The organism is Coprococcus sp. RTP21428st1_C9_RTP21428_210409, from assembly GCF_040227395.1.
Taxonomy (GTDB): Bacteria; Bacillota; Clostridia; order Lachnospirales; family Lachnospiraceae; genus Coprococcus; species Coprococcus aceti.
This window is the reverse complement of the sequence record NZ_JBEHVV010000014.1, coordinates 45,391-55,045: the sequence shown is the minus strand read 5'-3', so window position 1 is coordinate 55,045 and position 9,655 is coordinate 45,391. Positions and strand designations below refer to the sequence as shown.

Sequence of the window (9,655 nt, the reverse complement as noted above, 5' to 3'; positions counted from 1 at the left end):
CACCTGTACAGATCCAGGGTCTCAACACAGTTCCTGATGCAGGCGAGATATTCATGGCAGTTGACAATGAGAAGGAAGCAAGAACCATATCAGAGACATATATCTCGCAGGGTAAGGAGAAGCTTCTTGCAGATACAAAGCAGAGAATGTCACTTGACGATCTGTACAGCCAGATCCAGGCCGGCAACCTCAAGGAGCTCAAGATCATCATCAAGGCAGATGTACAGGGTTCAGTTGAGGCCGTTAAGCAGAGTCTCTTAAAACTCTCAAATGACGAGGTCGTTATCAAGTGCATACATGCAGGTGTAGGTGCTATCAACGAGTCAGATATAATTCTTGCATCAGCATCAAATGCCATCGTAATCGGTTTCAATATCAGACCGGATGCGAGAGCAAAGGATATGGCTGACAGCGAGGGGGTAGATGTTCGTCTGTACAGAGTCATTTACAATGCAATAGAGGATATTGATTCAGCAATGAAGGGTATGCTTGATCCTATATATGAGGAGAAGGTCATCGGACACGCAGAGATCAGACAGACATACAAGGCTTCTGGTATCGGTGTCATTGCCGGTTCATATGTTCTCGACGGAACAATCAACAGAAACTGCAGCGTAAGGATTACCAGAGAGGGCAATCTTATATTTGAAGGAAAGCTTGCTTCACTCAAGAGATTCAAGGATGATGTCAAGGAAGTTAAGTCCGGCTTTGAGTGTGGTATGGTATTCGAGAACTTCCAGGACGTTGCAGAGGAAGATCAGATAGAGGCATACGAGATGGTAGAGGTGCCTAGAAAGTAGTAATAGATATGAGAAAAAACAGTGTAAAGAATAACAGGATCAACGGTGAGGTCCAGAGAGAACTCAGCAGGATCATCAGCCGTGAGATCAAGGATCCAAGAATATCACCTATGACTTCGGTCGTTGATGTGGTTGTCACACCTGATCTCAAGTTCTGTAAGGCATATATCAGTGTCCTGGGTGACCAGGATGCTGTTGATTCCACATTTGCAGGGTTGAACAGCGCAATGGGATATATCAGAAGAGAGCTTGCTCATTCTGTAAATCTGCGCAATACACCGGAGATAACATTTATCATGGACCAGTCCATAGAGTATGGTGTCAGTATGTCCCACAAGATAGATGAGGCTCTCGGAAAGCATGGCGATGCTGACGAGAGTACAGATGAAAACTCAGAGAGTGAAGATGAGTTTGAAGAGTAGGATATAATATGAGAATTTAAAAGGAGGTATATCATGAACGATCTTATAAGGGAGATAGAGAACGCAGACAGCATAGCCATAACAGGACATATCAATCCTGATGGTGACTGTATAGGTTCAACACTTGGAATGTATAACTATATTACAAGCAATTACCCTGACAAGAGGGTTCAGGTATATCTTCAGGAATTCCCGGATGTATTCATGTTCCTGAATGGTGCATCTACTGTAAAGCATGAGGCAGATGACGAGACCTATGATCTGTTTATGTCGCTTGACTGCGGAGATATGGACAGATTCACACCATTTGTCAGATATTATGAGACTGCGAAGAGAACCTTGTGTATAGACCACCATGTGTCCAATAAGGGCTTTGGTGATGTGTGCTATGTGGAAAGTGATGCGTGCTCCGCTGCGGAAGCTATATTCAAGCTCCTTGACGCTGATAAGATCAATCAGAAGTGTGCAGAGTGCTTGTATACCGGAATAGTCCACGATACGGGAGTGTTTAAGCACAGCAATACAACAAGGGCAGCCATGACTATAGCGGGAATCCTGATAGAGAAGGGGGCAAGACCAAGCTTTGTCATAGATGAGACCTTCTACAAGAAGACGCTCATACAGAACAAGCTTCTGGGCTATGCGCTTCTCAACATGAAGCAGTTTGCAGATGGAAAGATAACCCATACACTTCTGACAAAGGAGGACTTTGACAGATTTGGTGCCAGCAAGATGGATACGGATGGAATCGTGGATCAGCTCAGACTGACATCAGGTACTGAGGTTGCTTTCTTCATGTATCAGGCTGGTGAGGATAATTACAAGATATCCCTCAGGGCAAATGATATCGTGAACGTGAGTGAGATCGCGTGCAGCCACGGCGGTGGCGGCCATGTGAAGGCTGCGGGATGCAATATGTCAGGTGATCCGGAAAAGATAGTTGCGGAGATAGTTGCGGATATAGAGAAACAGCTTGGCTGATAAATTGCAGAAAAGATGTGATCTGGAACAGGTACTGATACAGCAGACTGATGTAAAAGACTTTGGATTGGATTTGAAATAGTTATGATAGATGGATTTATCAATATATATAAGGAGCAGGGGTTCACGTCATTTGATGTGGTGGCAAAGCTCCGTGGTATATTAAAACAGAAAAAGATAGGTCATACCGGAACTCTCGATCCCATGGCGGAGGGAGTTCTTCTTGTGTGTCTGGGAAGTGCTACGAAGATGTGCGACCTGCTCACTGAGAAGAACAAGACATACACATGTACCATGCTTCTCGGAAAGACAAGTGACACCGAAGACGTGACAGGAGTCATGACAGACGTGACAGATGTATATCCTGATGAGAAGACAGTCAGGGCTGCGGTGATGAGTTTTGTAGGCGATTACATGCAGATCCCACCGATGTATTCAGCCATCAAGGTGAATGGTAAGAAGCTCTATGAACTGGCAAGAGCCGGACAGGTCATTGAGAGGGATCCGAGACCGGTCACGATACATGGGATTACTATACAGTCAGTAGAACTCCCGAGAGTGACATTTGATGTGAGCTGTTCCAAGGGAACATACATCAGAAGCCTGTGCAGGGATATAGGAGAAAAGCTTGGCTGCGGTGCTGTGATGGAGAAGCTTGTCAGAACCGAGGTGAAGGGCTTTACTATAGAAGAAAGTCTGACGCTTGATGAGGTGGAGAAGGCAAGGGATGACGGGACACTCATGCAGCATATATTAACAACGGATAAGCTCATGCCGGATATACCGGAGCTTCATATAGCTGAGAAGGGTGTTAAGCTTCTGGCAAATGGAAATAAGCTCAGTGCGGATGCATTTGCCGAGAATAAGATACACAGGGATACCTATGTCAAGGTGTTCGATGAGAATGGAAGATTTGCGGCACTGTATGAATACAGCGATGAGAAGAGGCAGTATGTGCCATTTAAGATGTTTCCGGTGAGTAATTAAGGACAGACAGTTATGATTCATATAAAGGACACGAAGAAGGTAAAACTGAATAGCACAGAGCGCACGGCGGTTGCCCTGGGCAAGTTTGATGGTATCCATCAGGGACACATGCTGTTGATAGAGCAGGTGTTGAAGCTTCAGAGACAGGGATATATGGGCGTTGTGTTCACATTTGACATGAGGGAGAATCATGTGTTTGATGTGAGCAATATGAAGACCATATACACATCTGACGAGAAGGCACAGGTGGTATCGGATACCGGAGTTGACGTCCTGGTTGAATATCCGTTTGATGATGCATTTGCGGCTACAGAGCCGAAGGCGTTCATCAGAGATGTTCTGGTGGACATGATGCGGGCCGGATATGTCGTGGTTGGAAGCGATTACAGATTCGGCAGAGACAGAAAGGGCGATGTGGATACCCTCAGAAGCTATGCGGACGAGTATGGATATAAGGTCATAGTCATAGACAAGCTGGAACAGGATGACGAGGTGGTCAGCTCAACTGTCATCAGGAAGAATATTTCTGAGGGAGATGTGAGGTCGGTCATTCCGATGCTCGGCAGACCGTACAGTATGACAGGTGAAGTGGTGTCCGGTAAACAGCTTGGAAGGACAATAGGAATACCGACTGCGAATATGCTGCCGGAGGAGCGCAAGCTGTACCCGCCGGCTGGTGTGTATGCTTCAAGGATCAGGATAATCCGGGGGAAGCATACGGGACATGAGGATCCTTTCAGAGTCTATATGGGAATCACCAACATAGGAGACAATCCTACAGTTAACGACAAGGGAAATATCACCATAGAGACGAATATCTTCGACTTTGACAGGAACATATATGGACAGGTCATCAAGGTGGAGCTTATCGAGCAGATCCGAGGTGAGAAGAAATTTGGAAGCCTGGATGAGCTCAAGGCCCAGATGGCAAATGACATAGAAACTTCAAAAAGAATACTTGCTAAAAAAGTATTGGTAAAATAGCACAGAAAACATTGGTAATTATGCGTATAAATAATGACGGATTATTGGGTCGCATGAAGATGTTTTCTGTGCTATATTTTTAATAATAGGGTATTTTTTAGGAGGAAAAAGGAAGTACAAGGAGGAAAAGTAAAATGAGAAAGAAAGCAGCGAGCAGGATCCTGGCATATGTTCTCACCTTATGCATGATCATCGGCAGTATAACCTGGCCGGAGATCACAGCTAAGGCGGAGAGCATCACGCTGGATCTGAAACCGGACACCGGCTGGAAGACGGTGACTGCGGCAACAGATGAGTGGAGTGATTATGGAAAGGCGGAGATCAGGTTTTCGCCGTCATCAGATCTTGCATCTATGAAGGCTATTGCGGATGCGGGATACAAGACGCTCAAGATCACATATGCGGTTGATACATTTACCGCTGCAAGTGGACAGAATGCGGGAGTTATGCCATTTGCATCATATGGGTCTTCATGGTCAAATAATGACAAGTGGATCGATCTGTCCAAGACCGGTCAGTTTGAGACCGTACTTGATCTGGCATCTATCAGCACAACCAGCACGGAGAAGGTGGCATTTGGTATACAGGTTGCCAATCTTCAGGAGAACAGCACGATCAAATTCAGGATCGTGTCAGCGGTTCTCTCAGGAACAAAGAGCACCTCGGGCGGTTCGTCAGGGGAGTCAGGCGGTTCAGGCAGTGCAGATCTTGATTCAATTGGAAACACAAGTTCAAGCGTAACTGCAAGCCTTGCCGATGGAGATGGAACAGCCAGGGGAGATGGCTACTACGAGACAGAGATAACGATAAATAACAAGAGCAATTCATACATAGCTGACTGGATAGCGGTAGCTGATGTGAATGGTTCGGTAACTGCAGTTAAGGATTACAGCAGCTGGTCAGATCTCAAGGGGGTATTCAGTGATGGAAAGCTGTACATATATCCAAACACATCCAAGAAGTCAGGTGCAGTAAATGCCGGTTCGAGCGTGAGATATTCAAAGCTTGGCTACACAGGTACGGCAAACGGTGTGTCTATAACAGGTGTCAAGGTGTACTACAGCTCACAGTCAGGTGCATTTGACTCATTTATCGGTTCGCTTTCATCATCATCTGGCGGAGCCGGGGACAACACAGGTGAGATCAATACAGATGTTGAGTACAATTATGCAAAGCTTCTTCAGGAGTCACTGTATCTTTATGATGCGAATATGTGCGGAAGTGATGTATCTGCAAAGAGTGAGTTCTCTTGGAGATCAAACTGCCATACTGAGGATGCAAAAACAACATATAATGGAAAGACTGTGGATGTCAGCGGTGGATACCATGATGCGGGAGATCATGCCAAGTTTGGTCTGCCACAGGCATATTCGGCTACGGTCCTAGGACTTGCTCACATGGAGTTTGCTGAGGCATTTGCGGATACTGCTACAGAGGCACACTACAAGAGGATCATGGACAGATTCGTTAATTATTTCGAGAGATGCACAGTCCTTGGAAGTGATGGCTCGGTTCGGGCTTTCTGTTACCAGGTCGGTGATGGAAATGTAGATCATGGATACTGGGGAGCTCCGGAAAAGCAGTCATCTAGAAGTGGACAGGCAACATTCACATCTGATTCGGATACGTGTACAGATATCGTTTCAGAGACAGCGGCGGCACTTGCGGCATATTATATAAATTACAAGGATAAGAAAGCGCTTTCCTATGCGGAGAAGCTTTTCACATATGCGGATACTAAGGCTAAGAAGAACAGCTCGGGTCCGGCATCTGGTTTCTATAATTCGGATTCATGGGAAGATGACTACGCCCTTGCGGCGGCTCTTCTGTACAAGGCTACAGGTAAATCAGCATATGCAACAAAATACAATAATGTATATGGTGGCAGAACAAATCCTAACTGGGCTCTTTGCTGGAATAACGTGGCTCAGGCGGCTCTGCTCTACAGTCCTAATTCATCAAAGAAGAGTGTGTTCGTGGAGAACCAGTCAGGACTTATAGCAAGCAAGACACAGTCAGGAGATAACAACTTCTGCCTGATAGACAGCTGGGGATCGGCGAGATATAACACTGCTCATCAGATGACAGGTCTTCTGTATGATACTATATATGGGAAGAATGATTATTCATCATGGGCAAATGGTCAGATGAGGTACATACTTGGCAACAATGCAGGTTCAAAGTGTTTCGTTGTCGGTTACAACAAGTATTCATCAAAGTACCCTCATCACAGAGCCTCAAGCGGATATCAGGGTTCTGTAACTGGAAATGCATATACAAAGCAGGCACATGTACTAGTCGGCGCTTTGGTTGGCGGCCCGGCGGGTTCGAGTACATCCTATGTAGACAACTCAGAAGATTATAACCAGAACGAGGTTGCACTGGATTATAATGCAAGCCTTGTGGGTGCAGCAGCTGGACTTTATCTGTATGTGAAGAATAGCGGAACAGATGAGGAGAAGGCAGCACAGAAGGTGGTTCCAAAGAGCGAGGTGTCGTCAGAGCTCAGGACGATACGCGGGGAGTCAGGTGGAGACATGACAACAGAGGACGACACGAAGGATCCTTCAACTGGCTCAACCGGATCGACTGGCTCAACTGGATCAACAACGGGTTCAACGTCTGAGAAAGACACAGAGACTCCGTCAGAGACACCGGCCGTAAAGGTTACAGGAATCTCATTTGACAAGACATACATAACACTTAATGTGGGTGACAGTGATGAGATCAAGGCAACGATAACACCTGCTGATGCAAAAGATACATCCCTTGTGTGGTCAAGTTCAGATAAGGCTAAGGTATCCGTACAGAATGGCAAGATTACAGCCCTCGCAGCCGGAACGGCAACTATCACAGCTACGGCTAAGGATGGCTCGGAAATAAAATCGGATTGTGTTGTCAAGGTACTCACTCCTGGAAAGCTGTCATGTAGCAGTGATGCCAAGGCATGGACAGACCTCGTATATGGCTATACAAATGCGAATCATGCAGCTATTGAGCTGTCAAACTCCGGGGAGACAACCCTTACAGATGTAAAGGCCGAGCTTAAGGATGGAACGGCATTCCAGATCGTTTCATCACCAGCAGGGCAGATTTCTGCAGGGAATAAAACAACAGTGTCTGTGAAACCGGTAAACGGTCTTGGCGCCGGAATCTACAGTGATACACTGGTTATATCAACAGCAAATGGCTCAGCGAACGTAACACTTAAGGCGACGGTGGCAAAGGGAGAAAATACCGCCGTTGTCACTCTGACAAAAACTTCAGTAACATCTGATTCGGTGACCGTCAGCGGTCAGGTGTCAGGAGCAGCAGGCGAGATTGAGTATGCAATATCAGGCGATAAGAATATGGTTGAATCAAAGCTTGTATGGCAGAAGGATGCTCAGTTTACCGGGCTTAAGGAATTTACTACATATTATGTGTATAGCCGAGTAAAAGAAACTGCAAATGTCAAGGCTGGTCAGATCAGCCAGGCACTTGGGGTGACTACACTTTTATCAGATCCTTTCGTAATTGATATCGGAAGACTGAATGACAGCAGATATGTTGGAGCGCTCGTTGACAGTGAAGGAAATCCGACAGTAAAGGTATCACAGTCTGGTGGAATCATATCAGTTTCATTTACCGAGAATAAGGATTACACGATCACAGGCAATGGCGAGGATGTAATTGTCGATACCGTAAATGCAAGTGGAATAACCGTGGACAATGCTACTGTAAAGAAGATCACGGTTCGTCCGGGCAATTCTGGAACATTTGTCATACAGGTAAGCGGAGAAAATAAGATTGCTGATGGTATAACATGTGTAAGCGATAACAGTAACGCAGCGGATGTAAAGGTTTCTGGAAAGGATACATCTTCCAAGATATCAACGGCGACACCGGGTGCGGCTGCGATCAAGGCAGATGGAAATATCGAGATAGACAATATACAGATAAAGTCCGACGGCAAGGGAATTGAATCTGCAGGAACGGTGAAGATAGCTGGAGGAAGCAACAGCATAGATTCCGTATCTTCTGCAATATCGGCATCGGATGTGGAGATCACCGGAGGCTCTGTTGATGCAAAGTCATCAGGACTTGGCGATGGGGAGTCGGTAATCTCAGCAGACAATTCTATCAAACTGGTTGGTGGAAGTGTTACGGCGGATGCATCCGGATCAGCCGGTGGAAATTCATTTGGCGTAAAGTCAGATGATGGAACGATCATTGTTGATGGCGATGTGTCAATAGGTGGAGATCCAATTTATTCCAAGGATCCGGTAGACAGCAAGGGCGACAGTGTAACCATGGTAAAGGTTGTGTTCACAGATGAGAATGGCAACCAGTTGTATGCGTCATCTGTAAACAAGGGATCAACTCTTGATCTGTCGAAAATAAATATCACCATGTCTGATGGTACTGATTACAAGACATCGAGGGCTGGATATGCGCTGGCATGGCAGGATGAAGCCGGAACAAGCTATAATGCTGATTCTGCATACGGCGCTGTATCAGAGGATATAACATTTAAGGCTGTATGGACATGGATAGTTGTGGATATAAGCGTTGATGCAAATATTACATTTGCGGCAACTGGAAATGCTTCGTACAAGACTACATATACAGGCGCAGCGATAAGACCGGCCGTAAAGGTTGTATCACGTGGAAGAACACTTGATGCGGGAACTGACTATATAGTTTCATATAGCAGCAATACCAATGCCGGTACAGCAAAGGTAGTTGTCAAAGGTCAGGGCAGATATAAGGGCTCAAAGACTTTTACATTTGCAATAAACAAGCAGGCGATAAGTAAAGCCTCTGTGACAATCACAAAGTCGGCTGTATATACAGGCAAAGCAATAACACCAGCGGTGAAGGTTACCTGCGGCAAGCGGACACTCACAGCGGGCAAGGATTACAGAGTTGCATATTCGTCAAATAAAGACTTTGGCAAGGCAAAAGTTGTGATAATGGGAATCGGTAATTACAGTGGAACACAGACAAAGTATTTTGACATAACTGCGGCTGTGGGTAAGATCTATGCAAATGGAAATTACAAGTACAAGATCACAAATGCATCCCTGAATGGCAAGGGAACGGTAACTCTCGTATCTGTTGTCAAGAAGACCAAGACAGTTGTGGTTCCTGACACTATAAAGCTTGGTGGCAAGACATTTAAGGTCACAGCGATAGGAAAAGCGGCGTTCAAGAAGAATGTAAAGGTTACAAAGGTGACCTTGGGCAAAAACGTCAAGACTATAGGTGCCAAGGCGTTCTATGGATGTAAGAAGCTCAGGACAGTAGTGATAAAGAATACACAGATGACAGGAAAAACAGTTGGATCTGGTGCATTTACAGGGACATACGCCAAGATGACCGTCAAGGTTCCGTCGAAGAAGCTTAAGAGTTATAAGACAATCTTTCTGAAAAGAGGAGTGTCAAAGAAAGCAGTCATAAAGAAATAAAGGCTCAATAAAATAAAGAATAATTGGAGAT

Annotated in this window: 6 protein-coding genes; all 6 read left to right on the top strand. The window is 45.6% G+C overall.

Annotated features, from left to right (window positions below; translation table 11 throughout):
• Window positions 1-800 (top strand): translation initiation factor IF-2 (locus tag ABUA34_RS04665; RefSeq protein WP_502880260.1); only part of this gene is annotated, 800 nt, incomplete at its 5' end.
• An 8-nt stretch (window positions 801-808) separates the two neighbouring features.
• Window positions 809-1,222 carry a 30S ribosome-binding factor RbfA gene (rbfA, locus tag ABUA34_RS04660; RefSeq protein WP_015534838.1) on the top strand — a complete coding sequence of 138 codons (414 nt, stop codon included), beginning with the start codon at window positions 809-811 and terminating at the stop codon, window positions 1,220-1,222.
• Window positions 1,223-1,255: 33 nt separating this feature from the next.
• Window positions 1,256-2,203, top strand: coding sequence for a DHH family phosphoesterase (locus ABUA34_RS04655; protein WP_349818310.1), 948 nt, complete (start codon window positions 1,256-1,258; stop codon window positions 2,201-2,203).
• A gap of 84 nt (window positions 2,204-2,287) precedes the next feature.
• Window positions 2,288-3,190 carry a tRNA pseudouridine(55) synthase TruB gene (gene truB, locus ABUA34_RS04650; protein ID WP_055273491.1) on the top strand — a complete coding sequence of 301 codons (903 nt, stop codon included), beginning with the start codon at window positions 2,288-2,290 and terminating at the stop codon, window positions 3,188-3,190.
• Between the two features lie 12 nt (window positions 3,191-3,202).
• A complete protein-coding gene (locus tag ABUA34_RS04645; protein ID WP_055144663.1) occupies window positions 3,203-4,174 on the top strand; it encodes a bifunctional riboflavin kinase/FAD synthetase in 972 nt (323 codons plus the stop codon).
• A gap of 134 nt (window positions 4,175-4,308) precedes the next feature.
• Window positions 4,309-9,624 carry a glycoside hydrolase family 9 protein gene (locus ABUA34_RS04640; RefSeq protein WP_349822918.1) on the top strand — a complete coding sequence of 1,772 codons (5,316 nt, stop codon included), beginning with the start codon at window positions 4,309-4,311 and terminating at the stop codon, window positions 9,622-9,624.
• The last annotated feature ends 31 nt before the right edge of the window (window positions 9,625-9,655 follow it).